Below are 26,728 nucleotides of genomic sequence, written 5' to 3'. Positions count from 1 at the left end.
CGCGCCTTGAAGTCCACAACGGACGGCCATCCAGGTAACCATGGGATTCTCGACGCTCTTCATCCGCCGGCCGATCGCCACCTCGCTGCTGATGGTGGCGGTGATGCTGCTCGGCATCCTGGGCTATCGCCAGCTGCCGGTCTCGGCGCTGCCCGAAATCGACGCGCCCAGCCTGGTGGTCACCACCCAGTATCCGGGCGCCAGCGCGTCCACCATGGCGGCGCTGATCACCACGCCGCTGGAACGCAACTTCGGCCAGATCTCCGGCCTGGCGATGATGACTTCGGACTCCTCCGCGGGCCTGTCGACCATCGTGCTGCAGTTCGCCATGGACCGCGACATCGACATCGCCGCGCAGGACGTGCAGGCCGCGATCAACCAGGCCAAGGGCACGCTGCCGAACAACCTGCCGTATCCGCCGGTGTACAACCGCGTGAATCCGGCCGACGCGCCGATCCTCACGCTGAAGCTCACCTCCGACACGCTGCCGCTGCGCAATATCAACGACATCGCCGACTCGATCCTGGCGCAGAAGCTGTCGCAGGTGCAGGGCGTGGGCCTGGTCTCGATCGCCGGCAACGTGCGTCCGGCCGTGCGCATCCAGGTCAATCCGGCGCAGCTGTCCAATCTCGGCCTGACCATGGAGGACGTGCGCAGCGCGCTCACCCAGGCCAACGTGAACGCGCCCAAGGGCACGCTCAACGGCAAGACGCAGAGCTACAGCATCGGCACCAACGACCAGCTGATCGACGCGGCCGAATACAAGAACACCATCATCAGCTACAAGAACGGCGCGCCGGTGCGCCTGTCCGACGTGGCGCGGGTGATCGACGGCGTCGAGAACGACCAGCTCGCCGCCTGGGCCAACGGCAAGCCGGCGGTGTTGCTGGACGTGCGCCGCCAGCCGGGCGCCAACATCGTGCAGACCGTGGAGCACATCCGCGGGATCATGCCGGAGCTGCGCAGCGTGCTGCCGGCCGACGTGCACCTGGACGTGTTCGCCGACCGTACCGTGACCATCCGCGCCTCGGTGGAGGACGTGCAGTTCACGCTGGTGCTCACGGTGTTCCTGGTGGTGGCGGTGATCTTCGTGTTCCTGCGCCGCCTGTGGGCCACCATCATTCCGTCGGTGGCGGTGCCGCTGTCGCTGATGGGCACCTTCGGCGTGATGGCCTTCGCCGGCATGTCGCTGGACAACCTCTCGCTGATGGCGCTCACCGTCGCCACCGGCTTCGTGGTCGACGACGCGATCGTGATGATCGAGAACATCGTCCGCTACATCGAGCAGGGCAAGAGCGGCAAGGAAGCGGCTGAGATCGGCGCCAGGGAAATCGGCTTCACCGTGCTGTCGCTGACCGTGTCGCTGATCGCGGTGTTCCTGCCGCTGCTGCTGATGCCCGGCGTCACCGGCCGCCTGTTCCACGAATTCGCCTGGGTGCTGACCATCGCGGTCGCCATCTCGATGCTGGTGTCGCTGACCCTGACGCCGATGATGTGCGCCTACCTGCTCAAGCCCGACGCGCTGCCGGAAGGCGACGACGCGCACGAGCGCCATGCCGCCGCCGGCAAGCGCACGGTGTGGTCGCGCACGGTCGACCTGTACGACCGCACCCTGGGCTGGGTGCTGGACCACCATCGCTTCACCATGTTCGTGGCGCTGGTCACCGTGGTGGTCACCGTGTTCCTGTACGTGGTGATTCCGAAGGGCCTGCTGCCCGAGCAGGACACCGGCCTGATCACCGGCGTGGTGCAGGCCGATCAGAACGTGGCCTTCCCGCAGATGGAGCAGCGCACCCAGGCCGTGGCCGAGGCGCTGCGCAAGGACCCTGCCGTGAGCGGCGTGGCGGCCTTCATCGGCGCCGGTTCGATCAACCCCACGCTCAACCAGGGCCAGCTCAGCATCGTGCTGAAGGACCGCGGCGACCGCGGCGGCCTGGACGACATCCTGCCGCGCCTGCAGAAGACCGTGGCCGGCATCCCCGGCGTGGCGCTGTACCTCAAGCCCGTGCAGGACGTGACGCTGGACAGCCGCGTGGCCGCCACCGAGTACCAGTACTCGATGTCCGCGGTGAACTCGGCGGAACTGGCCGGCTATGCCAACCAGATGACCCAGGCCATGCGCCAGCGCCCCGAACTGTCGGACGTGGACAACAACCTGGCCGACAGCGGCAACGCGCTCAAGCTCACCATCGACCGCGAGAAGGCCAGCCGCCTGGGCGTGCCGGTGCAGACCATCGACGACACGCTGTACGACTCGTTCGGCCAGCGCCAGATCTCGACCATCTTCACCCAGCTCAACCAGTACCGCGTGGTGATGGAAGTCGCGCCGGAATTCCGCACCAGCCAGGACCTGCTGAACAAGCTCACCGTGCGCGGCAACGGCAACGGCGCGCTCACCGGCAGCAACGCCACCACCTTCGGCCAGGTGGCGTCGAGCAACTCGGCCACGCCGGCGGGCATCGGCAACACCGGCAACGTCGGCTTCCAGGTCGGCGCCGGCGGCACCATTCCGATCGCTTCGCTGGCCAATGCCGAAGTGACCAGCGCGCCGCTGGTGGTCAGCCACCAGCAGCAGCTGCCGGCGGTGACGCTGTCGTTCAACGTGGCGCAGGGCTATTCGCTGTCCGACGCGGTCAAGGCGATCCACGAGATCGAACAGCAGCAGAATTTCCCGCCGCAGGTGCGCGGCCAGTTCATCGGCAAGGCGGCGGAGTTCTCCTCCTCGCTGGGCGACGAAGTGCTGCTGCTGCTCGCCGCGATCGTGGTCATCTACATCGTGCTGGGCGTGCTGTACGAAAGCTACATCCACCCGCTGACCATCATCTCCACCCTGCCGCCGGCCGGCGTGGGCGCGCTGCTGGCGCTGATCCTGTGCGGCATGAGCCTGTCGGTGGACGGCATCGTCGGCATCGTGCTGCTGATCGGCATCGTGAAGAAGAACGCGATCATGATGATCGACTTCGCCATCGAGGCGCAGCGCACCGGCATGAGTCCGCCGGAAGCGATCCGCCGCGCCTGCCTGCTGCGCTTCCGCCCGATCATGATGACTACCGCGGCGGCCATGCTCGGCGCCCTGCCGCTGGCGCTGGGCAACGGCATCGGCGCGGAGCTGCGCCGTCCGCTGGGCGTGTCGATCGTCGGCGGCCTGCTGCTGTCGCAGCTGGTCACGCTGTACACCACGCCGGTGATCTACCTGTACATGGAGCGTTTCTCCGACTGGCTGCGGGTGCGCCGCGAACGCCGCGCGCTCGAACGCGCGGCGACCGGCGGAAGCGCGGCGGCGTGAGGCCGCCAGGGCCGCAAGAGCCACGCGGTAACGCGTTCAAGGGGTGGAGCCGGAAGGCTCCGCCCCTTTCGGCGTCCTGGGCCTGGCGATCCGCACCAGTGCCAGAAGGCCCCGGCCCGCATGTTCAACCGATACCCGGCCGGTGCGTTCAGTTGATGAAACCCCGCCTCGCCCGACGCCTGCGCCGCGCCGGCCATTCCCCCGCTACGCTTACCGCATGAACATCTCCGGCCCGTTCATCCGCCGTCCCATCGGCACCTCGCTGCTCGCCATCGGCGTGTTCGTGCTTGGCGTGATCTGTTATTCGCTGCTGGGCGTGGCCGCCCTGCCGGATATCCAGTTCCCGGTGATCTTCGTGCAGGCCGCTCAGTCCGGCGCGGACGCCAGCAATATGGCCTCCACCGTGGCCGCGCCGCTGGAGCGCCACCTCGGCCAGGTGCCGGGCATCGACACCATGCGCTCGCGCAGCTCCGAAGGCAGCGCCTCGGTGTTCCTGATGTTCCAGAGCGGGCGCAACCTCGATGCCGCCGCGCGCGACGTGCAGGCGGCGATCAATGCCGCGCAGCCGGACCTGCCCACCGGCCTGACCAGCCAGCCGAGCTACCAGAAGGCCAACCCGAACGACGACCCGATCATCGCCTTCGCGCTCACCTCGGACACGCAATCGGCCGCCGCGCTCTACAACGTGGCCGACTCGCTGCTGGCCCAGCGCCTGCGCCAGCTCGAAGGCGTGTCCTCGGTGGATATCGCCGGCGCGGCGACGCCGGCCATCCGCGTCGACCTCAACCTGCGCGCGGTCAATGCGATGGGCCTGTCGCCCGACCAGATCCGCAACGCGCTGATCGCCGCCAACGTCACTTCGCCGCAGGGCTTCCTGGACAACGGCCAGACCCTGATGGCGATCACCGCCAACGACAACCTGCACACGGCCGAGGAATTCGCCGACCTGGTGATCGCCACGCGCAACGGCACGCCGGTGCGGCTGTCGGACGTGGCCAAGGTCTATTCCGGCCAGCAGGACGCCTTCCAGGCGGCCTGGTACCAGGGCAAGCCGGCGGTGCTGATGTATGTGTACAAGAAGTCGGACGCCAACGTGATCGCCACGGTCGACGCGGTGCGCGAGCTGATCCCGACCTTGCGCTCGTTCCTGTCGCCCGGCACCAGGCTGATGCCGTACTTCGACGGCACGCCGACCATCCGCGCCTCGCTGCACGAGGTGCAGGCGACACTGCTGATCAGCCTGGCCATGGTGGTGCTGACCATGGCGCTGTTCCTGCGCCGGCTCGCGCCCACCCTGATCGCCGCGGTGGCGGTGCCGCTGTCGCTGGCCGGCGCCTTCGTGTGCATGTATTTGATGGGCTACACGCTCAACAACCTCACCTTGCTGGCGCTGGTGATCGCGATCGGCTTCGTGGTGGACGACGCGATCGTGGTGATCGAGAACATCATCCGGCACATGGACGAAGGCCTGTCGCGCTTCGAGGCCACCTTGCTGGGCGCGCGCGAGATCGGCTTCACCATCGTGTCGATCACCGCCTCGCTGGTGGCCGTGTTCATTCCGCTGCTGTTCGCCAGCGGCTTCACCGGCCTGTTCATGCACGAGTTCACGCTGACCCTGGTGGCGGCGATCGTGATGTCGATGCTGGTGTCGCTGACCTTGACGCCCTCGCTGTGCGGCCGCTTCCTGCGCGCGCACGACGACAAGAAGCGCAAGCAGCCGTCGCGCCTCGACCGCGCCCTGGACAAGTTCCACGAGAGCATGCTGGCGGTCTACACCACGGCGCTGAATTTCTCGCTGCGCCACACCTTGCTGTTCGCGCTGACGCCGCTGGCGCTGATCGTCGCCACCGTGTTCCTGGCCGGCTCCGTGCGTACCGGCCTGTTCCCGCAGCAGGACACCGGCCTGATCTGGGGGCGTTCCACGTCCAGTGCCACGGTGTCGTTCGGCGAGACCATCAAGCGGCAGGAGCGCATCACCGCGATGCTGCAGAACGACCCGGCGGTGAAGTCGGTGAGCTCGCGCCTGGGCACCAGCCGCACCGGCACCAGCGGCTCTTTCAGCATCGAGCTGAAGACCCGCGCCGAAGGCCGCCGCGAAACCACCTTCCAGGTGCTGGACCGCCTCAGCGCGAAGGCCGCCAAGTTCCCCGACCTCAACCTGCGCCTGCGTCCGCTGCAGGACTTGCCCAGCGGCGGCTTCGGCGGCAGCGGGCAGGGTGCGCAGTACCAGATTTCGCTGCAGGGCAACGACATCGACGAGCTGCAGGCCTGGCTGCCCAAGCTGGTCAACGAGCTGAAGAAGAATCCCAAGCTGAAGGACGTGGGCTCGGACATCGACGATGCCGGCCTGCGCCAGAACATCGTGGTCGACCGCGACAAGGCCGCGCGCCTTGGCGTGGGCATCGGCACCATCGACAGCGCGCTGTACAACGCTTTCGGCCAGCGCCAGATCTCCACCATCTACTCGGACATCAACCAGTACAAGGTGGTGCTCAATGCGCTGCCGAATGAGACGGCCACGCCCGAAGCCATCAACCGCCTGTACGTGGCCAACACCAAGGGCGAGATGGTGCCGCTCACCGCGTTCGCGCGGCAGCAGCCGGGCGTGGCGCCGTCCACCATCTCGCACGAGAACCAGTATTCGACGATGGACCTGAGCTTCAACCTCGCCCCCGGCGTCAGCATGGGCGAGGCGATGCAGATCGTGCAGGCCACCGTCACCAATATGCGCATGCCCGGCGACATCCGCCTCAACGTGGGCGGCGATTTCCGCCGCTTCCAGCAGTCGCAGGGCGGCATGCTGCTGTTGCTGCTGGCGGCGGTAGTCACCGTGTACATCGTGCTGGGCATGCTCTACGAGAGCCTGATCCATCCGGTGACCATTCTCTCCACGCTGCCGGCGGCGGGCATGGGCGCGCTGCTGGCGCTGTGGCTGACCGATACGGAGCTGTCGATCGTCGCGCAGATCGCCCTGGTGCTCTTGATCGGCATCGTGAAAAAGAACGCGATCATGATGATCGACTTCGCCCTGGTGGCGCAGCGCGAACACGGCAAGTCACCGCTGGAAGCGGCGCGCGAAGCCTGCGTGGTGCGTTTCCGCCCGATCATGATGACCACCATGGTGGCGATCCTGGCCGCGCTGCCGATCGCCATCGGCCTGGGCGAAGGCTCGGAGCTGCGCCGCCCGCTGGGTATCGCGCTGATCGGCGGCCTGATCATTTCGCAGAGCCTGACCCTGCTCAGCACGCCTGCGCTGTATGTGATCTTCACCTGCCTGGCCGATCGCTGGAAGGCGGCGCGCGCACGCCGCCGCGAGCGCTCGCGGCAGGCCGTGGTGCGGGCCTCGTAGCCTCGTAGGTTGGGGTGAGCGCGAGCGAACCCCAACAGCGCCACCCGCCCGCCTGAATGCGCCTGCCAACCAATAACGGCGCGTTAACCCCCAACTCGGAACACTGCCCGCTCCTTTCGGGAAGGAGGAGTGTTCGATGGGCAATGAAACAGGAAAACCCGATTTCTCCAACGTGCAAAGCGATGTCCAGTCGACGGCGCCCGACGCGCCCAAGGCGGACTTCAGCAACGTGGAGAGCAAGGTCGTTTCGACCGCGCCGGATGGAGACCAGACCTATACGGTCGTCGCCGGCGACAACCTTTCGAAGATCGCCAAGCATTTCTACGGCAACGCCGACTGGAAACGCATCTTCGACGCCAACCGCGACCAGCTGAGCAATCCTGACCTGATCAAGCCGGGCCAGGTGCTGAAGATCCCCGCCAAGGACTGAGAGAGGAGACACGCATGAAGATCACCGCCAATAAGATCAGTAAGACCCCGTACCTGATCGCCTTCGCGCTCGCCGCCACCCTGAGCCTGGCCGCCTGCGACAAGAAAGAAGACGCCGCCGCGCCGACCGCCGCACCCGCGGCCACCGCCGCACAGCCGGCCACACCGCCCGCGGCCGCCCCGGCGCCCGCGCCGGCCGTCAGCCTGGTCTCGATCGACCTGGGCAGCGCCGTCGGCGCCGACCAGAAGGTCACCACCGCCACCACCACCTTCACGCCGAAGGACAGCATCTACGCTGCCGTGAGCACCAGCGGCAGCGGCAATGCCACCATCGCGGTGAAGTGGACCTACCAGGACGGCCAGACGGTGAAGGAAGACAGCAAGACCATCGCCCCCATCGGCCCGGCCACCACCTCGTTCGAGATCAGCAAGCCGGACGGCTGGCCGGCCGGCAACTACAAGGTGGACGTCACCTTGAACGGGCAGCCGGCGGGGACCAAGGATTTCTCGGTGAAGTAACCGGCTTGGATCATGCAGTCGTCACGAAGGGCGCGGGAGACCGCGCCCTTCGTCGTTTCAGGCGCACGCTCAGCCGCGGGTGGCCAGCTCATGGCAGGCCGGGGCGGCGCGCGCGGGCGTGTCCCGCGCCGGCAGCACATCTGGCACCGTGATGTCCGCCCCTTCGGTGCCGGCATAGAAGACGATCAGGGTCGCGGCCTGCTCGCCGGTGTAGCCGCGATGCACCTGGCCGACCAGCTCGGGCAAGACCTCGCCTTCGGCAAGCGAGCAGGTGGCGTTCGCGCCTTCGGCGCGTTTCTCCACCGTGAGCGCGCCTTTGAGCACATACGCCGCATTGATCACCGGATGGTGATGCCAGGCCAGCGTGCTGTGCGCCGGAATGACGATGCGCAGCACGGTGATCTGCGGCTGGCCGGACGCGTAGGCCGGGTAGGGCGTGCCGTCCCAGGAGCGCGTGGTCTTGAGCAGGGTGGTGCTTTCGGCGGCCGGGGCCGGGCTGGCGGCGGCCGTCAGTGCCAGCACGGCGAGGAAGGCCTGGACGAGGCGGGGCATGGCGTGTCCTTGCGGATCGGGGGTCGGGCCATGGTCCGATGTTTCGTGGGGCGTATCCATGCGCCGGTCGCTTGCCCGATCCCATACCGCGCCGTACGTCTTGTTCGGAGTATTGGGCAAACGCGTGCCGCAGCGGTTCCGTCCCCCCGGCGAAAACGCGACAATGCTTGGCTTTCGCGGATGCCGTCGCCATGTGACCGGTTCCGCCCGCCGTCCAGCGGCGCCCCCCTTCCTGTCAACGTCGTTGCAAGAGGCCAGACATGTCCAACACCCCGAAGATCATCTACACCCTCACGGACGAAGCGCCGTTCCTTGCAACGCAGTCGCTGCTGCCGATCGTCAAAGCCTTCGCCGGTTCCGCCGGCATCGCCGTGGAAACGCGCGACATCTCGCTGGCCGGCCGCATCCTGGCCCAGTTCCCCGACCTGCTGAAACCCGAGCAGAAGATCGCCGACGATCTCGCCGAGCTGGGCCAGCTGGCCACCACGCCGGACGCCAACATCATCAAGCTGCCGAACATCAGCGCCTCGGTGCCGCAGCTCAAAGCCGCGATCAAGGAACTGCAGCAGCAGGGCTACGCGCTGCCGGACTACCCGGACGAGCCGAAGAACGAGCAGGAGAAGGACGCCAAGGCGCGCTACGACCGTACCAAGGGCAGCGCGGTGAACCCGGTGCTGCGCGAAGGCAATTCCGACCGCCGCGCGCCGCTCTCGGTGAAGAACTACGCGCGCAAGCATCCGCACAAGATGGGCGCGTGGAGCCAAGACTCGCAGTCGCACGTCGCGCACATGGACGGCGGCGATTTCTACGGCAGCGAGAAGTCCGCCACCGTCGCCCAGGCCACCTCGGTGAAGATCGAGTGGACCGGCAAGGACGGCAAGAGCACGGTGCTGAAGGACAAGACCGCGATCAGCGCGGGCGAGATCATCGACGCCGCCGTGATGAGCCGCAAGGCGCTGGCCGCCTTCGTCGACGCCCAGGTGGCCGATGCCAAGCAGCAGGGCGTGCTGTTCTCGCTGCATCTGAAGGCGACCATGATGAAGGTCTCCGATCCGATCATGTTCGGCATCGTGGTCAGCGAGTTCTACAAGGACGTGCTGGCCAAGCACGCCGACACGCTCAAGCAGATCGGCTTCGATCCGAACAACGGCATCGGCGATCTCTACGCCCGCCTCAACGCGCTGCCGACCGACAAGCAGGCGGAAATCACCGCCGACATCCAGGCCGAGTACGCGCGCCGCCCGGCGCTGGCGATGGTCAATTCCGACAAGGGCATCACCAACCTGCACGTGCCCAGCGACGTGATCGTCGACGCCTCGATGCCGGCGATGATCCGCGACTCCGGTAAGATGTGGAACGCGCAGGGCAAGCTGCAGGACACCAAGGCGGTGATCCCCGACCGCAGCTACGCCGGCGTGTACCAGGCGGTGATCGAGGACTGCAAGGCGCACGGTGCCTTCGACCCCGCCACCATGGGCAGCGTGCCGAACGTGGGCCTGATGGCGCAGGCCGCCGAGGAATACGGCTCGCACAACAAGACCTTCCAGATCGCCGCCGACGGCGTGGTGCGCGTGATCGACGATGCCGGCAAGGTGCTGCTGGAGCACGCGGTGGAAGCCGGCGACATCTGGCGCATGTGCCAGACCAAGGACGCGCCGATCCAGGACTGGGTCAAGCTGGCCGTCACCCGCGCGCGCCTCAGCAGCACGCCGGCCGTGTTCTGGCTGGATCCGCAGCGCGCGCACGATGCGCAGCTGATCGCCAAGGTCGAGCGCTACCTCAAGGACCACGACACCAGCGGCCTGGACATCCGCCTGCTGTCGCCGGTCGAGGCCACCCGCTTCTCGCTGGAGCGCATCCGCAAGGGCCAGGACACCATCTCGGTCACCGGCAACGTGCTGCGCGACTACCTCACCGACCTGTTCCCGATCATGGAGCTGGGCACCAGCGCCAAGATGCTGTCGATCGTGCCGCTGATGGCCGGCGGCGGCCTGTTCGAGACCGGCGCCGGCGGCTCGGCGCCCAAGCACGTGCAGCAGTTCCTGGAAGAGGACTACCTGCGCTGGGATTCGCTGGGCGAATTCCTGGCCCTGGCCGCCTCCTTCGAGCACCTGGGCAATCGCTACGACAACGCCAAGGCCGGCGTGCTGGCCAAGGCGCTGGACCAGGCCAACGGCAAGATCCTCGACAACAACAAGTCGCCCGCGCGCAAGGTCGGTGAACTGGATAACCGCGGCAGCCACTTCTACCTGGCCATGTACTGGGCGCAGGCCCTGGCCGGGCAGAACGACGATGCGGAGCTGAAGGCGAAGTTCGCGCCGGTGGCCAAGGCGCTGACCGAGAACGAAGACAAGATCATCGGCGAGCTCAACGGCGCGCAGGGCAAGGCGGTGGACATCCACGGCTACTACCACCCGGACATCGCGCTGCTCGGCAAGGCGATGCGCCCGAGCGCGACGTTCAATGCGGTGGTGGATGGGTTGGCGAAGTAAGCACGGCCTGCCGCGATGAAGAAGGGGCGCCTCGATGGCGCCCTTTTTCATGCACCTATCTCGGGCGCCCGGCATCGATCCACCGTCGCGCCCGTTCCTCCGATATGCGATACCTGGCGCTGTTGTATGGCTGCAGCGAATCGAGGCGCTCTTCGAGCAGGCTGCGGAACGGTGCCGCCTCCTCATGCTTCAAGCCTTGGGCTTCAACCGCGTGGCCCACGGTCGCGCCTTCGCCCACGATCATGCCTATGGCAGACGTCAAAGCTGCCCTGTAGCGCACTGCGAGCTGATCGGGCGAGCCCATGGATTCCATGATGGTGCGGTATCGCTTGATGGACCGCCGATAGGTCCAGACGAACAGGTCGGTGGCCGCGCTGAAGTCGTTGAATTCATAGATGCCCAGCATGGCTTGCGCATACTCGTGGCGTCCGACATCCATGAAAGCCAGCGGCGAGCAGTTGTAAAGGGTGAGCGGAATATTGGCGCAGATGCGACTTGTTCGTTTATTGCCGTCGATGAAGGGCTGCAGGTACGCGATCTGCACCCAAAGGAAATAAGCCGCCTCGATCGGATTGGGAATCGCACGCGCCTTCGCCACGATAAGATCGAGCAGCTCGCCCAGTACATGCGGAACCTGCAGCGGAATAAACGTGGTTCCGGTGATGTACACGGGCGTGGTGCGGATCGTTCCCAGCTGGGCTTCCGGCATCAGACCATCCATGAGCAGCGAATGGATATTGCGCACCGTCGACGTGGTGAGGCCGCGCATCGGACCGTCGTCGACCAGAAACTCGATGGCGCGCTTATGGTTCAAGAGCATGACGGCATCCTGGTCCGTGCCGTGCGCGCCTTGCTGGAACAGTCGTTCTGTATCGAGCAGCGAGTAGGTATTCCCCTCCAGCTTGGAAGACGACCAGGAGAGTTCGACCAGGAGCTGTTCGAGCACTTTTCGGGCGTAGGTGCCAGCGGGTTGCTGGTCGGGCCATCGGCCTTCGGCCAGGAGTTCGGCAGCAAGCTTCGGCGGCAGCAGCGAGCTGATACCGGGGCTGTAGCCGTCCAGCAGCGCGCGCCGGTAGGACACGGGTTCGCGCGCCGTCATGGGGGCCGCAAGCTTTTGCAACAGGGCAATGGCAGCGGGTGACCAGGGAATGTCTCCAGCCGGTGGATCTGGCCGGTCATGGATCTGGTTGACAGGAGCCTGGCGCGGCCCGGCGGCGAGCGCGTAGCGAGTGGCGCGCGCCCTGCCTTCCGTGATCACGTCCCCGCTGTCGACCAGCCGGCCGAGTTGGCGCAGCGCCGTGGATACGGACACGTTCGCCTGCGCAGCCACCTCCGTGATCGATGCCCATCCTTTGCCGCCTGCCGCAAGGTCATGCATCGCCTGGAGCACGAGCGCTCGGCTGGTTTCCATGGGCCTGGTTTCCGTAGTTGGCTGATAGGCCGGCCTGGAGCGCGGATTGGCCGCTCGTTCGGCCGCGATGACGTGATTTTATCAGAACCCCGTCATCATGACGTGATTTCGGCGGATTGCGTCACAATCACGTCATTGTGAAGTGATTCACCTTGATCGCGTCAGATCACGCCAGCAGGAGGGGACTGCAACGGGGCGCGCTGAAGCCGCCAGTTCCCTCTCCAAGCCAACGCACGTCCCAAATTTCCGCATCTCCCCGCCGCATGGGCAACCAGAAAGATGGACCGGTCGAGGCCTCGTCCGGCGCGATGGCGCGTGACCACTCTTCGCTCTCGAACGAACCGTCTGCATCCTTCCCCCGACTAGACTGCACCGCATGTCCGACGCCCCCGCCATGACCCGCTACCAGCTCGCCGAAGTCGGTGCGCTGCTGGCCGAGCCCGCGCGTGCGGCGATGCTGCTGGCGCTGTCGGATGGCACCGCACGCCCGGCGGGTGAGCTGGCGCGCGTGGCCGGCGTGGGTGCGGCCACCGCGAGCGCGCATCTGAAGCGCCTGCTCGACGGCGGCCTGCTGGCGCTGCACGTGCAGGGGCGCCACCGCTACTACCGCCTTGCCGACGATGAAGTCTCGGCGATGCTCGAAGCACTCGCCATGCCGCGCACGCGCAGCGCGCCGCCAAAGACGTCCGCCGATGCGGCGGTGCGCCGCGCGCGCACCTGCTATCGCCATCTCGCCGGCCAGCTCGGTGTGGCGCTGTGCGAAAGCCTGCTGGCGCGCGACTACCTGGAAGCGGCCAGCGAAGGCCTGCGCCTGCTGCCCGCCGGTGCGCGGGCGCTGACCGAAGCCGGTCTTGAACTCGAAGCCACCGGCCAGCTGCTGCGCCTGCACGGCCGCGGCTGCCTGGACTGGACCGAGCGCCGCCTGCACGTGGGCGGCCCGCTCGGCGTGGCGATGACGTCGGCCATGCTCGATGCGGGCTGGCTGCGCCGCGCCGCGCAGGGCCGTGCGCTGGTGCCCAGCGCCGACGGCCTGCGTTGTCTGTCCTCGCTGGGCGTGAGGCTGGACACCCCGTTGTAGGTTGGGGTGAGCCGCAGGCGAACCCCAACGTTGCGCTGCGCTTGGAGCTGGCGGTGTTGGGGTTCGCCTATGGCTCACCCCAACCTACGTTCCGCGGTTTACTGCGCCTTCTTGCGCCCGAACAACCTGGCGAAGAAACCGCCGATCGCCACCACGCCCACCATGATCACCTTCTTGAAGCCCAGCAGCAGCACGCCGAGCTTGGCGAACAGGCCGGCTTTCGCCGCGATGCCGCCGGCCACCAGCGCGCCGATGCCGTAGGCGGCGACCTTGTCGGTCTTGGAGTTGTAGTCGGTGTAGCGCTCGCCGTCGTTGAACTCGGTCATCTCCAGCACCTTGGGCATGTCCGCGCGCACCTGGGCCAGCTGGTCGATCGGCGCCACCGCATTGAGCGACAGATAGCCGCGGCGGCCGAGCACGCGGATGGCGTAGTTCAGCGAGGCACCGTCGGAAGAACCGTCGGCCTTCTTGAACTTGAGATTGCGCGCCCAGTACAGCTTGTGCGAAGCCGCGTCGTAATGCGGCTGCTCGGCCCAGCCGACCAGCTCGATCGCCGGATAGCCCTGCTTGAGGCGCTCGGCGTTCTCGTCCTTGCTGGCCTCCTGCATGTCCTTGAGCATCTGGTTGTAATCGAGCTTGGCCGCGTCCTCGTCCGACACATAGCCTTCGTCGACGAAGGTCACCACCACCGCCCAGGCCTTGTCGTCGAGCAGCACGTTCATGTTCTCGCTGGGCAGGATCATGCCCAGCACGTCCTGGTCCGGCGGGTTGTTCCACAGCCGGGTGAGCACGTCCTGCGCTTCTTTCGCCTGCAGGAAGCTGTAGCCCTTGTCCAGTTTCAGCGTGGCCTGCGCGCCCGGCACCACCACGTCGCCGGTGGCCGGATGCAGCGACTTGAGGAAGGCCTGCGCCTCGGCGGGCACGCTGTCTTCGGCGGCCGGCGTGTCGGCCGGCGCGGCGAGCAGCGGCGAGGTCCAAGCGAAGGCGGCCAGCAGGCCGAGTGCCGGCAGGAATTTGCTTTGCATGTGTAGTCCCTGGAATCGTCCGTTGATATGGGTGCGTCCGGTGCCGGCGCGCGTCCATCGCTCCCCCTTCGGCGCGATGGTTCGTGAATTCTTGCAGGGAGGGGCAGGTTTTTGCCAGCCCCATGCCGGCTCAGGCCACCGCCAGCAGCGGTTTCACGTCGCCGCCCGGCACGCCGCGCTGCACGCGCGCCAGCGCATCCGGCAGGTGCTCGGCGATGTAATCGATGAAGCAGCGCATCGCCGGCGTATGGCCGTGGCGTGACGGATACACCGCATGCACGTTGCCCGGCGGCAGGCTCCATGCCGGCAGTACCGGGACCAGTTGTCCGCGTGCGATCGGCTCGCGGCAGATGAAGCGCGGCAACTGCGCGATGCCGAGCCCGCCGGTCACCGCCTGATACAGCACCTGCAGGTCGTCGCTCACCAGAGCGGGGTGGTGCTCCACGCGCTGCGCATGGCCGGCGGCATCGAGCAGCGTCCAGAAATGGCGGCCTTCGCAGGACAGCACGCTGACGCTCGGCAGATGGCGCAGGTCGGCGGGTTGCTGCGGCGGCTCCGCACGCTGCAGCAGTTCGGGGCTGGCCACCAGGAGTTGCGGATCCATGCCGAAGCTGCGCACCACCAGGCTGGAATCCTGCACCGACGCGCGCACGCGGAAAGCGATGTCGTAGCCGTTCGCCACCACGTCGACCTGGTGATGGCAGATATCCAGATCCACCTGCACATCCGGGTGCCGGCGCAGGAAACCTACAAGCACCGGCGCCAGCAGCAGCTGCGCGAACATTACCGGGCAAGCCACGCGCAGGCGTCCGCGCGGAATGGCCTGCGCATCGTCGATCACTTCCTGCGCGCGCTCGGCGGCGGCCAGCATCAGGCAGCACTGGTCGTAGTAGCGGCGGCCGATGTCGGTGACGTGAGAACGCCGCGTGGTGCGCTGGATCAGGCGCACGCCCAGATGTTCCTCGAGCCGCGCGATGCGGAAGCTCAGTTGCGATTTGGCCATGCCCATCGCGCGGCTCGCGGCGGTGAAGCTGCCGTGCTCGACGACCTGCACGAAATAGAGGATGTCGTTGAGATCCTGCATGTCCCGGCTCCCGTCGCGGGATGAGCCCCCGCTTTTGAGGCTACCGCAAGCTTTGGCGGCGCGATGTTGCGTCGCCACAGGCTGCGATTGTTCTCGCGCCTTGGACAATCATTTTCGGTGCGAGGGCTTATTCCCGTTCGGGCGAGGGTGAATACTCCTGGCGGCACCGGCCACAGGGGACGACACGCCGGCGCATCACGCTAGCCAATGGGGTTACGCCATGCGTGTGTTCCCGTTTCTGCCAGGGACGTTGCTTTGCGCGGCCATCGGGCTGCTGGCGGCGCTGCCGGCACCGGGTGCGCAGGCGCAGCAGGCGGCCCCGGCCGGGTCGTCCGGCCTGAGCCAGAGCGATATCGCGCGGATGCTGCCGGCCACCGACATGGGCGCCAACGATGCGCGTAACCGCGACCCGCATCTGCGTCCCGTCAGCGACTCGCCCGCCACGCCCTTCGATGCGGCCCCCATCCCGAAGAACCCGCTGGCGCCCGACGCCGATGCCGTCGGCGCCAGGACCTGCATGGCCTGCCACGCATTGGAAAACGTGCAGGCCTCGCATTCGCTGCATGTCGCTTCGTTCCGTGTCGGCGCGGCACACAGCGGGCCGCAGGCAGCTTGCGAGACCTGCCATGGCCCCGGCTCGCTGCACGCGAAGAACCCCGCGGCGAAAGGCTCGATCATCGCTTTCACGCACGACGGCGGCACGCCCGTGCAGGCGCAGACGCAGGTCTGCCTCGGTTGCCATGCCGGCGGCGCGCGGCAGCACTGGCTGGGGTCGGTGCACGAGAACCGCGGCCTTTCCTGCAGCGATTGCCACAACCCGATGGCGCGGCTGTCGCCCGAAGGCGTGCTGGCCAAGCCGTCGATCAACGAAGTGTGCAGCGGCTGCCACCAGGACATCCGCGCCAAGTTCAACCGGCGCTCGCACATGCCGCTGCCGGAAGGGCAGATCGCCTGCACTGATTGCCACAACCCGCACGGCACCATCACCAAGCCGCTGCTGAAGACCGACACGGTCAACGAGACCTGCTACGGCTGCCACGCCGAAAAGCGCGGCCCCTTCCTGTTCGAGCACGCGCCGGTGCGGCAGAACTGCCTCAACTGCCACGACGTGCACGGCTCCAACCAGCAGACCTTGCTGGTGGCGCCGATCCCGATGCTGTGCCAGCAGTGCCACACCATGACGCAGCATCCGAACGACCTGCAGAGCGCCGCGGGCCTGGGCAATGGCGTGTCGCCGGACGAGCGGATCATGGGCCGCGGCTGCCTGACCTGCCACACCAATATCCACGGGTCCAACAACCCGTCCGGACCGAAATTCCACAAGTGAGGGAGGCGGACGATGCGCAAGCTCCAGCTCCTTCTCCTCGCGCTGCCGGGCCTGGCGGCGGGCGCCGCTTCCGCGCAGGTGGCGGACGGCAGCGACACCATGCGCGTGGGCGACATGCAGTACGGCAATGCGCTGGATCCGCGCGGGTGGACGCCGATGATGGCGGGGATTCAGGACGGGCTGCTCTCAAACGGCATGTCGTGGCTGCATGCGGGCATGAAGCGCACGCCCACCGGTGTGCCATACCCGTATCCGCCGCAGGCCGATGACGGCACGCCTGTCGCGCCGGGCAGCGACTGGACGTATCGCGGGCTATTGCAGCTCGGCTATATCCACCTCAACGGCGACCGCAACGCGGAATTCTTCCGCCAGTACAGCGACTGGAAGAACGGCTTGGCGCTGGGCTATCTGGGATTGATGTTCGACAACCGGCGCACCGGCGAATACGTGGAGTTCCGCGCCAGCCGATTGAGCGCCGACGACCAGTACTACCGTTTGCGCGCCGGCAAATACGGCAGCTACCGGATCGAAGCGTTCTACCGCGATATGCCGCATACGGTGTCGACCAACGCCTTCCCGATCTGGAATGGCATCGGTAGCAGCAACCTCACCTTGCCCGCTTCGCTCACACCGGGCGCCAGCACGCCTGCACAGATCGCCGCTGCTTCCGCGGCGGCGCCAAGGCGCAGCATCGGACTGACCCGCACCCGCAGCGGCCTGTCGCTGGAAGGCGAGTTGTACCGCGGCTGGATCGGCACCGCGGCGATCAGCAACGAGGAACGCAAGGGCACGCGTTTGTGGGGCGGGCCGATGTTCTTCGCCTTCAACGATCTGCAGGGCGGCATCAACGAGACGGTGCGGCCGGTCGATTTCTCCACCACCGACGTCAACCTGTCGTTGCGCAAGGTGGGCAGGGTGTGGCACTTCGTCGGCACCTACACCGGCTCGTTCTTCCGCAACCACAAGGACTACCTGGATTACCAGAGCCCGTTCCAGCTGCAGAACGTGGTGGGCGTGCCGCAGGTGGCGAATATCTACCAGGGCGAGTTCTCGCTGGAGCCGGACAACGACTACCACAACCTGCGCCTGGACCTGTCGCGCGAGCTGAAGGGCAACGGCCAATTCAGCGTTGCCGCCGCGTGGGGCACCATGCGCCAGAACGCAGCGCTGCGTCCGCCGGTGACCTGCACCGGCGTGCTGGGTGTCGACATGGCGCCGATCGGCGGCCCCAACTACACCTTGCCCTGCGCCGACTGGAACACGCCGGCTGCGCTGTCGCAGCGCAATGCCAATGCGCGGATCGATACCGGCCTGTTCGACGCGCGGGTGAATTTCCATCCGTCGTCCAGCTTCGGCTGGCATGCCGGCCTGCGCTGGTATCGCGAAGACAACAAGACGCGCTATCTCGCCTACAACCCGCAGACGGGGCAGTACGGCTATATCTCGGAGAACGGCTCGCAGGGCAGCATCGTGCCGGGCGAGGTGGGCATTTTCGATCCGCGCAATCCGCTGTACTGGTCGTCGAATGTCACCGTGCGCAACGTGCCGTATGGCTACGACGACACGCTGTTCGAGTTGGGCGGCGACTGGCAGTTCGGGCGGCGCAACAGCCTGGGCGTGGCCTATACCTTCGACCACAACGAACCGAAGTATCGCGAACGCAAGCGGGTGGACGAGCACCGCATCAAGATTTCATGGATGTCGCGCTCGTTCGGCGATGCGACCTTGCGCGCCAGCTATGAATACGCACGCCGACGCGGCGGGCCGTACAACTACGATCCCTATGTGCAGTTCTTCTCCGAATCGCTGCCGGGCTTCGTCGATCCCGTCAACGGCCTGCCCGCGCATACGGTCGCCGACATGCGCAAGTACGATCTCTCGGACCGCAACGAAAGCAAGGCGCGGCTGATCGTCACCTATCCGTTCGGCGACGCCACCACGGTATCCGCCACCTTCTACGGCAGCCGCGACCAGTACGCCACGCCGATCGGCCGCCAGGACACGCGCAGCACCGGCGCCACCTTGCAGTGGGATTGGCAGCCCGGCGCGCGCACTACCGCCAGCGCGTATCTGGGCATCGAGACTTCGCATATGGGCATTGCCAATGTGGGCGACTCCGACGGCGGCGCGGCCGGCGCGGCGCTGGGCACACCGGGGCAGACCAACCCGAATCTCGGCGGGCCGCTGTATCCGTACGGCAACCAGTGGTGGGAATTCGACCGCGAGCGCAACAGCAATGCCGGCTTCACCCTCACTCACGATTTCGGCAGCGTGCGCGCCGACCTCAGCTACAACTACAGCGGCTCGTTCGGCCACGTCGGCTACAGCTACGCCACCATCGGCGCCCTCGCCTACCGCGCACCGGATGCGGCTACGGCGGCGGGCAACGCCTTCCCGGACAACAAGTACCGCAGCAATACGCTGGACCTGGGCTTCAACTTCGACTTCACCCGCCGCTTCGGCATGCGCCTGTTCGGCCGCCGCGAAACCGGCAGCTTCACCGACTGGCATTACCTGGGGTTCGACCAGACGCTGAGCTATGGCCAGCGCATCTATACCGACAAGGGGCCGCAGCACCATTACGGCGTGACCATGCTGGGCGCCCTGTTCAACGTGAAGCTGTGAGGAGGCCGCGATGATCCGCCCACTTTCGCTCGCGGCCCTGGTAATGCTTGCATCGTGCGCTGCAGCGCAGGACGCGCCTGCGCCTGCGGCGAGCGCAGCCGCGAAGCCGGTGGCGATGCTCGACGTGCGCGCACAGCCGCCGGTCCATGGCGATGCGAATGCCGGCGCGGCCAAGGCGGCCGTCTGCGGCGCCTGCCATGGTCCGCAAGGCGTTGCGATCGCGCCGAATTTCCCGAACCTCGCCGGCCAGTCGGCGACCTATCTCTATCTGCAGCTGAAGGCGTTCAAGGACGGGCAGCGCAAGGATTCGATCATGACCGGCCAGGCCGCGACGCTCAGCGACCAGGACATGCGCAATCTCGCAGCGCACTTTGCCGCGCTGCCGGCCAAGCCAGCGGGCAAGCCCGATGCCGCGTCGCGCGGCGCGCAGTTGTTCCTGGCCGGCGATCCGGCCAAAGGCGTGCCGCCATGCCAGGGTTGCCATGGTCCGGCGGGGCAGGGGCCGGCCAGTCCGTGGTCGGGCGCGCCGGATACCGCGTGGCACACCTTCCCGCGCCTGGCGGGGCAGTCGGCGCTCTATGTCGGGCAGGAGCTGGGCGACTACCGCCATGGCAAGCGCGTCGGCGTCAGCAACGGCAGGATCATGGAAGGCGTGGCGCAGCACTTGGACGATGAAGATATCCAGGCGCTGGCCGCCTACATCCAGTCGCTATAGCGGCAGCACGCGCAGCGGCGAGCTGCGCACGGGCTGGCGCATGAAGGCGTGTTCGGCCGCCAGCCGCAGCATTGCCGGGCTGACGTGGTGGCGGTGCATGCGTTCGATCAGCCCGATATAGATATCGCCGAACAGGTTCTTGCAGTGCACGCGCGTGCCGAGCGTGAGTTCGACGTGCGCGTCGTCGACGATGCGTACCGCCACGCAGGAGCGGAAGCGCAGGTGCTTATCGTCGGCGCCCAGGATGACTTGCGCATGCCGCGCATCCACGGCTTGCGCGAGCACCGGGAAGCGGCCGTCGAAGGTCTCGCCCGCCTGGCGCGAGAGCAGCGAGGACACCGGGCAGCCCAGCGGCGAAGTGCGCAGGCCGAGCGGACGTACCAGCGTGTTGCGCACCGCCATCATGCGCGACACGCTCGAGGGCGGATTGCGCAGGAAGCCGTCCAGCAGCCCGGCCAGCAGGCGCGGCGCGCCGGCGCGTGCCAGCGCCGGATCGCGCAGGCGGATGCGCACCATGTCCTCGTGCTGGTGGCTGTGTTCGAGCTGTCCGCGCAGCAGCGAGTCCTTCGGCGGCTCGATGGCCTGCACCGGCAGGCGCCCCTGCGATTCCCACAAAAAGCCGCCGGCCTTGCGGCAGGTGGCGCACAGGCCGCGCAGGCGGCCGAGCATGCCGCGCGCGACGCGGCACAGGCGGCTCTGCAGCGAACCCGGCGCCGCTTCCAGCGCGAGTGCGATGGTGGGAATGTCTTCGGATGCCGGCGGGTTGGCGGCCAGCCAGTGCAGCACCGCGCCGGGCAGGGTTTCGGTGAGCGAGGGAATCGAGGCGGTGCCCGCAAGCACCTGCTGGCGCACGGTTTCGCTCAGCTCGCCGCCCAGTTCGTTGGTGTGGCAGGAGATGGCGAACAGCGCGGGGTGCGCGGGGTCCAGCGGCGCGAACTGGTGCCAGGTCGTGCCGTTGAAGCGCACGGTGAACATGCAGTCCGGCGGAATATCGATGTGGTGCAGGGTGCGCGCGAAGTGCGCGGGATCGTCGGCCAGTTCGGCGCTGGTCGCCGTGGAGAAGCGCAACTGCGCGCCGCCGCTGCCGGAGACGGCCGTAAACACGCGGTGCCCCGCATGGCGATGGAACGGATGTCCCTTCGTGCCCACCGCGAAGGTGTACAGCGCGGTGGCATCGCCCTTGGCGAAATCGGTGCCGCCCAGCTTGGTCGAGGGCTCGTCCAGCTCGTTGACAAAAGCCGGATGCGCCCGCTGCAGCGCCGAGGCGCCGGCATGCATCTGGTCGCCCACGCCATGCCCGAGCTGCGCGATCAAGCTGACCTCCACCGGCAGCCCGCCATGCGGCGAGGCGATCGTCGCCGTGGGAAAACTGCCGGTGCTGCGTGTCTGTATCGCCATGACGCACTTCTCCGTGGCGGCACCGCTGGCACCACCGCTACGAACAGCTTGATTGAATCCCCTGGGGCTGCCGCGTTCGCCGCGTCAGCTTTGCCGTGTCAGCTTTCTTTGCGCGCCAGCCGGCGCGATTCGCGCTTGAGCGGTCCGGCCTTGGGACAGATCTCGAAGGCGAACCCCGTCAGCGTATTGACCAGATTGTCCTTGTTGAGCCGGTACACCACGTACTGGCCGCGCCGCTCGCTGCTCACCAGCCCCGCGCCTTCCAGCACGGACAGGTGGCGCGAAATGGCCGGCGCGCTCATCGAGAAACGGCTGGCGATCTCGCCCGCGGTCAGCTCCTGGGCCGACAGATAGGCCAGGATTTCGCGCCGGGGGCGGGAGGCCAGGGCTTCGAAGAACAGGTCGACGGCCATCAGCTCTTAAGCAATTAACGAAGTTGCTAAATATATAGCCGCGGAATCCGGCCGCGTCAAGCGGCCCGGTTCAAGCAAGCAGTGTGCAGGGAAGAGACCTCACCACTGCGTGCGGTTGGGCAGCAGTCCTTTGAGTTCCGCCTCGGTGAGGTTGCGCCACTGGCCCGGCTTCAGGTGCCCCAGCTTCACGTTGACGATGCGCACGCGGCGCAGCTGGGTGACCCGGTAGCCGAACTCGGCGGCCATCAGGCGGATCTGCCGGTTCAGGCCCTGGGTCAGCACGATGGCGAAGCCGAACTTGGCGATCTTGCGCGTGCGGCACGGCTTGGTCAGCTGGCCGTGGATGCGCACGCCCTTGGCCATGCCGGCGAGGAAGGCGTCGGTGACGGGCTTGTTCACCGCCACCAGGTATTCCTTCTCGTGGTTGTTTTCCGAACGCAGGATCTCGTTGACGATGTCGCCGTTGCTGGTGAGCAGGATCAGGCCTTCCGAATCCTTGTCCAGGCGGCCGATCGGAAACACGCGCTGCGGGTGGTCGACGAAGTCGACGATATTGCCGGACACGCTCTGGTCGGTGGTGCAGGTGATGCCCACCGGCTTGTTCAGCGCGATGTACACCGCGCGCTTCGCCGCCGGCGTCGCCGCCAGGATGCGCGCCTTGACGATCTCGCCGTCCACGCGCACCTCGTCGCCTTCCAGCGCCTTGGCGCCGGTGCTGACGACTTCGCCGTTGATGGTGACGCGTCCGGCCAGCAGCAGCTCGTCCGCCTCGCGGCGCGAGCAGAGGCCGGCCTCGCTGATGTACTTGTTGACGCGCATGCCGGTTACGAACGCAGGCCCACGCCGCGCTTGAGCAGGTGCAGCGCCACCGCCGCCAGCCCGCCGACGAACAGCAGCATCACCACGAACGCCACGCCGATGTTCACGTCGCTCACGCCCAGCACGCCGAAGCGGAAGGCGTTGACCATGTACAGGATGGGGTTGACGCGCGAGATGCTCTGCCACGGCTCGGCCAGCATGTTGACCGAATAGAACACGCCGCCCAGATACGTGAGCGGGGTGAGCACGAAGGTCGGCACCAGGGCGATGTCGTCGAATTTCTTCGCGTATACCGCATTGACGAAGCCGGCCAGCGAGAAGATGGTCGCGCCCAGCAGCACCGAGACGAAGGTGATCAGCGGGTGCACCACCTGCAGGTGGGTGAAGAACAGCGCGATCACCAGCACCAGCGCGCCGACGATCATGCCGCGCGTGACCGCGCCGGTGACGTAGCCCAGCAGGATCACCCAGTTCGGCATCGGCGACACCAGCATCTCCTCCACCGCGCGGCTGAACTTGGCGCCGAAGAACGAGCTGGAGATGTTGCCGTAGCTGTTGGTGATGATGCTCATCATCACCAGGCCCGGCACGATGTACTGCATGTAGCTGAAGCCGCCTTCGATGGTGCCGATGCGGCTGCCGATCAGCTTGCCGAAGATGACGAAGTAAAGCGTCATCGTGATGGCCGGCGGGATCAGCGTCTGCGTCCAGATGCGCAGGATGCGCACGATTTCGCGGCGGACGATGGTGCCCAGCGCGACGAGGTTGCCGGTGGCATTCATGCGGCCTGCTCCTGCGCGGACTTGGCGTTGCGGCCCTGTTCCACCAGGCGCACGAACAGTTCTTCCAGGCGGTTGGTCTTGTTGCGCATCGAGGTGACGGTGACGCCGTGCGAGGACAGCGCGGTGAACATGGAGTTGAGGTCGTGGGCGCGGGACATTTCCGCTTCCAGCGTGTGGTCGTCCAGGCGGCGCAGGTTGACGCCGGGCAGGGCGGGCAGTTCGCCCGGCACGCCGGACACGTCGAGCACGAAGGTTTCCGAGTCCAGCGTCGACAGCAGGCGCTTCATGGTGGTGTTCTCCACGATGGTGCCGCGGTCGATGATGGCGATGTTGCGGCACAGCTGCTCGGCTTCCTCCAGGTAATGCGTGGTGAGGATCACTGTGGTGCCGGCCGCGTTGATGCCGCTGACGAACTGCCACATCGAGCGGCGGATCTCGATGTCGACGCCCGCGGTGGGCTCGTCGAGGATCAAGAGCTTGGGCTCGTTCATCATGGCGCGGGCGATCATCAGGCGGCGCTTCATGCCGCCGGAGAGCGTGCGCGCCTGCTCCTGGTTCTTGTCCCACAGGCGCAGCTCGCGCAGGTACTTCTCGGCGCGCTCGGTGGCGATGCGCCGCGGGATGCCGTAGAAACCGGCCTCGTTCACGCAGATGTCGAACGGCTTCTCGAACACATTGAAGTTGATTTCCTGCGGCACCAGGCCGATCAGCTGCATGGCCTTGCCGCGCTGCTGGTTGACCGACACGCCGAACACGCGCGCGTCGCCGCCGCTGGCGTTGACCAGGGAGGACAGGATGCCGATCAGGGTGGACTTGCCGGCGCCGTTGGGGCCGAGCAGGGCAAAGAAGTCGCCGGGTTCCACGGTCAGGCTGACGCCCTTGAGGGCTTCCACCCCGTTGGCGTAGGTCTTGCGCAGGTTGTCGACGACGAGGGCGGGGGCGGATGAGGATGGCGGGGTGGGCATGGGCTGCACCGAAGGGGCCAGCCTCCTATTATAGCGGGCTGGTTCCCGCCGGCCGGTTCCGCGGGGCGCACTCACTGTTTCCGGATTCCCATGGCCGATCATTTCACCCTCCGCCTCGTCGACAGCTACATGCTGGCTCCCACCGTGCGCCACCTGGTGTTCGAGCGCGCCGACGGGCAGGTGCTCGCGTTTGTGCCCGGGCAGTTCCTGCAGGTGCACTTCCAGTACGACGACGGCACGCCGACCAAGCGCAGCTATTCCGTGGCCACCGTCGGCGACGGCCGCTCGCCGGCGCAGCGCATCGAAATCGCCGTGAGCTACGTCGAAGGCGGCGCCGCCACCAAGCTGCTGGGCAGCCTGGAAGCGGGCCAGACCGTCGAAGCCAGCGGCCCCTATGGCCGCTTCTGCCTGCAGCCGGGCGACGCGCATCCGCGCTATCTGCTGCTGGCCACCGGCACCGGCGTCACCCCCTACCGCGCCATGCTGCCGCTGCTGCGCGAGCTGCTGGCCCAGGGCGGGCGCGAAGTGGCCCTGCTGTACGGCGCGCGCAACGAGACCGAGCTGCTGTACGGCGCCGAATTCGAAGCCTTCGAGCGCGAGAACCCGGGTTTCTCCTTCCACGCCTGCCTGAGCCGCCAGGCCCGCGCCGTGCCGCGTCCGAACGACCGCAGCGGCCACGTGCAGGGCGTGCTGGCGGAGCTCTCGCCCAGCGCCGACCGCGATATCGCCTATCTGTGCGGCAATCCGAACATGGTCGACGGCGCCTTCAATGCGCTGAAGGAATACGGCCTGCCGGTGCCGCAGATCCGCCGCGAGAAATACGTCTCCTCGCGCTGAAGTTTCCGGCCGGCGGGCCGACACCTTCCTGGTACCCGATCGGGCGGGCTCGAATACCCGCCCCAAAAATCCCCTGCGCCTGCCGCAGGCTAGCGGCAACTCTGCATTCGGCCCGAACAAATTAATCACAAAGCTTTGATTTACATCGAGCTTTCGGCCATAGACCGTTCGACATACGCCCACGCATTGTGATGCTCATCACAAATCCGAATTCGCAACAGTTTTCGGATTAAAGCCCGGTCCCGGGCAGCCGACAGACCGGAAAAGCGCTCATCCGATTGAGGGGCGCAGGGAGGTCGGGATGCGGATCTGGATACGCAAGACGCTGGTGGCTGGCCTGGTCGCGATGACCTTCGCGCCGGCGGCGGCGATGGCCGATGGCGGGACGATCGTCTTCTCGGGAAGGATCGTCGAACCGACCTGTTCGGCGAGCTCCCAGCGCATCGGCGATGCGCAAGGCGCGAATGCGGCGCATCGCTATCGCTGTTCGGAGGGGGCCCATCCCACGCCTGGCCAGCTCGCGCAGTCGTATGCGCTGTCGGTGAGCGACACCGTCGGTACGCCGCTCGCCTCAGACCCCTTAATCGTCTACTTCGGCCAATACTTGAGCGCGCAGCCGAAACTGGTCACCCAGACCTACGACTGAAGCCTCATTGGTACGACAGGGTAAACGTCGCCGTCGCGCTCACCGAGCCGGCCGCGACCGGCGTGGCGGTCTGGTAGTAGCGCGCGTAGTAGGTAAGGGTCAGCGGCCCGTTCGGGGTGGTGCCGACCAGCGCGGGCGTGCCGAAGCTGACCGGCACGAAGGTCTTGTCGATCAGCTGCACGCCGACGTTCTGCGCGCGCCCCGTGCCGGTGGCCGGCGCGATCACGCCGGTGGCGCCGCTGGCGGCGTTGGCCGTATCGAACTGGATGTACATCTGGCTGCCCGCCGCGCACTGCAGGGCGATCGGCACCACCGTCGCGCCCGCCACCGTACCCACGCCATTGAAGGCGGTATTGGACACCGTGGGCAGCACGATGTTGATCGTGCTGGTATTCACCGAGCACGAGGGATAGACGAAGGTGAGCGTGGTGCTGAGGTTGAAGTTCTCGATGCGCCGGTTGTTGTCGTAGCGCCAGTAGCCCATCGTGCCGCTGCCCACCGTGGCGCCGTTGGCGATGGTGCCGGTCTTGACGAACTCCAGGCCGGAGGTCACCGACATCTGGTAGCTGCCGCTGGCGATCGAATCGCCGGGATAGGCGCGCAGATAGCTGGAAGTATCCGGATGCGTCACGCGATAGCCGATGCCGGCCACGCCGGTGGGAAAGATGGTGGCGCCCGAGGCAGGCTGGCTGCCGGCCACGTTGACCACGCCGATGGTGGTGGTGCTGTTGCAGGAGATCTGCGAGATCGGCGTCGGCGAGAACTGGCCGGAACTGGCCAGCGTCGCGCCCACTGGCAGGTTCGGGTCGATCGTGATCGTGGTGCTGCCGAACGAGATGTTGACGTTGGCGGTATTGCCGCTGGTGAAACTGCAGCTGGCCTGCGCGCCCAGCGGCAGCAAGAGCATGGTTGCCGCGAGCAGCAGCAGAATACGGCGCATCACGTTGTTTCCCCCTGCATGCCGCCGTGCCTTCCC

21 protein-coding genes are annotated in these 26,728 nt (G+C 66.9%); 11 read left to right on the top strand and 10 right to left on the bottom strand.

Annotation, left to right across the window (positions count from 1 at the left end; genetic code table 11):
• The first annotated feature begins 40 nt into the window (after nt 1–40).
• From FHW85_RS16160 to FHW85_RS16145, 4 genes are all read left to right on the top strand, one after another.
• Nucleotides 41–3,286, top strand: a complete 3,246-nt coding sequence (locus FHW85_RS16160; protein WP_167254978.1) for an efflux RND transporter permease subunit — start codon at nt 41–43, stop codon at nt 3,284–3,286.
• Between the two features lie 217 nt (nt 3,287–3,503).
• Nucleotides 3,504–6,635 carry an efflux RND transporter permease subunit gene (locus tag FHW85_RS16155; RefSeq protein WP_168648932.1) on the top strand — a complete coding sequence of 1,044 codons (3,132 nt, stop codon included), beginning with the start codon at nt 3,504–3,506 and terminating at the stop codon, nt 6,633–6,635.
• 136 nt (nt 6,636–6,771) lie between these two features.
• On the top strand, nt 6,772–7,065 hold the full coding sequence (locus tag FHW85_RS16150) for a LysM peptidoglycan-binding domain-containing protein (RefSeq protein ID WP_167254982.1): 294 nt from the start codon (nt 6,772–6,774) through the stop codon (nt 7,063–7,065).
• A 14-nt stretch (nt 7,066–7,079) separates the two neighbouring features.
• Nucleotides 7,080–7,583 (top strand): hypothetical protein, encoded by a 504-nt coding sequence (locus FHW85_RS16145; RefSeq protein ID WP_168648889.1) that lies wholly within the window; start codon nt 7,080–7,082, stop codon nt 7,581–7,583.
• A 69-nt stretch (nt 7,584–7,652) separates the two neighbouring features.
• Here FHW85_RS16145 and FHW85_RS16140 read toward each other — a convergent pair whose 3' ends face one another.
• A complete protein-coding gene (locus tag FHW85_RS16140; RefSeq protein ID WP_210427827.1) occupies nt 7,653–8,135 on the bottom strand; it encodes a cupin domain-containing protein in 483 nt (160 codons plus the stop codon).
• 260 nt (nt 8,136–8,395) lie between these two features.
• Between FHW85_RS16140 and FHW85_RS16135 the strand changes: the two genes are divergently transcribed.
• The gene (locus tag FHW85_RS16135; protein WP_168648931.1) at nt 8,396–10,627 is read left to right on the top strand and encodes an NADP-dependent isocitrate dehydrogenase; all 2,232 of its coding nucleotides are present in this window, start codon (nt 8,396–8,398) and stop codon (nt 10,625–10,627) included.
• Nucleotides 10,628–10,682: 55 nt separating this feature from the next.
• Here the strand turns inward: FHW85_RS16135 and FHW85_RS16130 are convergent, their stop codons facing one another.
• On the bottom strand, nt 10,683–12,038 hold the full coding sequence (locus tag FHW85_RS16130; protein ID WP_208399734.1) for a Fic family protein: 1,356 nt from the start codon (nt 12,036–12,038) through the stop codon (nt 10,683–10,685).
• A 376-nt stretch (nt 12,039–12,414) separates the two neighbouring features.
• Between FHW85_RS16130 and FHW85_RS16125 the strand changes: the two genes are divergently transcribed.
• Nucleotides 12,415–13,116, top strand: coding sequence for a helix-turn-helix transcriptional regulator (locus FHW85_RS16125; protein WP_168648930.1), 702 nt, complete (start codon nt 12,415–12,417; stop codon nt 13,114–13,116).
• A gap of 98 nt (nt 13,117–13,214) precedes the next feature.
• On the opposite strand, the gene FHW85_RS16120 is transcribed toward FHW85_RS16125, so the two are convergent.
• A complete protein-coding gene (locus FHW85_RS16120) occupies nt 13,215–14,141 on the bottom strand; it encodes a DUF2167 domain-containing protein (RefSeq protein WP_167254990.1) in 927 nt (308 codons plus the stop codon).
• A gap of 130 nt (nt 14,142–14,271) precedes the next feature.
• Nucleotides 14,272–15,225 (bottom strand): LysR substrate-binding domain-containing protein, encoded by a 954-nt coding sequence (locus FHW85_RS16115; RefSeq protein ID WP_167254992.1) that lies wholly within the window; start codon nt 15,223–15,225, stop codon nt 14,272–14,274.
• A gap of 220 nt (nt 15,226–15,445) precedes the next feature.
• Here FHW85_RS16115 and FHW85_RS16110 point away from each other — a divergent pair, with 220 nt between their 5' ends.
• From FHW85_RS16110 to FHW85_RS16100, 3 genes are all read left to right on the top strand, one after another.
• Complete coding sequence (locus FHW85_RS16110) at nt 15,446–16,552, top strand: DmsE family decaheme c-type cytochrome (protein WP_168648929.1); 1,107 nt, start codon at nt 15,446–15,448, stop codon at nt 16,550–16,552.
• Nucleotides 16,553–16,564: 12 nt separating this feature from the next.
• Complete coding sequence (locus FHW85_RS16105; RefSeq protein WP_168648928.1) at nt 16,565–19,177, top strand: MtrB/PioB family outer membrane beta-barrel protein; 2,613 nt, start codon at nt 16,565–16,567, stop codon at nt 19,175–19,177.
• A 115-nt stretch (nt 19,178–19,292) separates the two neighbouring features.
• Entirely contained in the window at nt 19,293–19,892 is a 600-nt protein-coding gene (locus tag FHW85_RS16100; RefSeq protein ID WP_246866794.1) for a c-type cytochrome, read from the top strand.
• Here the strand turns inward: FHW85_RS16100 and FHW85_RS16095 are convergent.
• The 5 genes from FHW85_RS16095 to FHW85_RS16075 all read right to left on the bottom strand — a co-directional run bounded on the left by FHW85_RS16095 (nt 19,887) and on the right by FHW85_RS16075 (nt 24,269).
• A complete protein-coding gene (locus FHW85_RS16095) occupies nt 19,887–21,290 on the bottom strand; it encodes a DUF2867 domain-containing protein (RefSeq protein ID WP_168648926.1) in 1,404 nt (467 codons plus the stop codon). The two genes, FHW85_RS16100 and FHW85_RS16095, sit on opposite strands and share 6 nt — an antisense overlap.
• A 98-nt stretch (nt 21,291–21,388) precedes the next feature.
• Nucleotides 21,389–21,703, bottom strand: coding sequence for a metalloregulator ArsR/SmtB family transcription factor (locus FHW85_RS16090; protein ID WP_167255002.1), 315 nt, complete (start codon nt 21,701–21,703; stop codon nt 21,389–21,391).
• 99 nt (nt 21,704–21,802) lie between these two features.
• A complete protein-coding gene (locus FHW85_RS16085) occupies nt 21,803–22,522 on the bottom strand; it encodes a pseudouridine synthase (protein WP_167255004.1) in 720 nt (239 codons plus the stop codon).
• Nucleotides 22,523–22,527: 5 nt separating this feature from the next.
• Nucleotides 22,528–23,304, bottom strand: coding sequence for an ABC transporter permease (locus FHW85_RS16080; RefSeq protein ID WP_167255006.1), 777 nt, complete (start codon nt 23,302–23,304; stop codon nt 22,528–22,530).
• The gene (locus FHW85_RS16075; RefSeq protein ID WP_167255008.1) at nt 23,301–24,269 is read right to left on the bottom strand and encodes an ABC transporter ATP-binding protein; all 969 of its coding nucleotides are present in this window, start codon (nt 24,267–24,269) and stop codon (nt 23,301–23,303) included. Before FHW85_RS16075 ends, FHW85_RS16080 begins: the two co-directional genes overlap by 4 nt.
• Nucleotides 24,270–24,359: 90 nt before the next feature.
• On the opposite strand from FHW85_RS16075, the gene FHW85_RS16070 reads away from it, so the two are divergent.
• The gene (locus FHW85_RS16070) at nt 24,360–25,106 is read left to right on the top strand and encodes an FAD-binding oxidoreductase (protein WP_168648925.1); all 747 of its coding nucleotides are present in this window, start codon (nt 24,360–24,362) and stop codon (nt 25,104–25,106) included.
• Between the two features lie 301 nt (nt 25,107–25,407).
• The gene (locus FHW85_RS16065) at nt 25,408–25,752 is read left to right on the top strand and encodes a type 1 fimbrial protein (RefSeq protein WP_168648924.1); all 345 of its coding nucleotides are present in this window, start codon (nt 25,408–25,410) and stop codon (nt 25,750–25,752) included.
• A 4-nt stretch (nt 25,753–25,756) separates the two neighbouring features.
• Here FHW85_RS16065 and FHW85_RS16060 read toward each other — a convergent pair whose 3' ends face one another.
• Nucleotides 25,757–26,692: a fimbrial protein gene (locus FHW85_RS16060; protein ID WP_168648923.1), complete on the bottom strand. Its 936-nt coding sequence runs from the start codon at nt 26,690–26,692 to the stop codon at nt 25,757–25,759.
• Nucleotides 26,693–26,728 lie beyond the last annotated feature (36 nt).

The organism is Dyella sp. SG609 (genome assembly GCF_012275375.1).
Taxonomy (GTDB): domain Bacteria; phylum Pseudomonadota; class Gammaproteobacteria; order Xanthomonadales; family Rhodanobacteraceae; genus Dyella_D; species Dyella_D marensis.
The sequence above is the reverse complement of the archived record's forward strand: the minus strand, read 5'-3'. Positions and strand labels throughout refer to the sequence as shown.